1 protein-coding gene is annotated in these 232 nt (G+C 52.2%); it reads left to right on the forward strand.

Translation table 11 applies throughout. The annotated features are described in order from the left end of the window. Positions 1-232, forward strand: a 232-nt coding sequence (locus tag HMI57_RS18560; protein ID WP_216607723.1) for a hypothetical protein, incomplete at both ends; no start/stop codon positions are given.

Consider the following 232-nt stretch of genomic DNA (forward strand, 5'->3'; position numbering starts at 1 on the left):
GTCGGACGCCGTGTCAGCCTCTACTCACTAAAAATTGCAATGGAGTCGCGGGTATCGGTCGAGAAGATGGCGGAAGCCGTGCTTGTGAAGTTCTTCAATGAAGAATGCCCCCAGCTCCTTGAAGCAATCGAGAAGGAAATCAATGCCTCGAATGCGGCAGGAAAGCGGCCTCAAAGCAAAAATGCGGTTGAAACAAGCTCGCCGACCTTGAGCGCGATGATCAAGGTTTTCC

This window comes from Arthrobacter sp. 260 (assembly GCF_013116745.1).
In the GTDB taxonomy this organism is placed as follows: domain Bacteria; phylum Actinomycetota; class Actinomycetes; order Actinomycetales; family Micrococcaceae; genus Arthrobacter_D.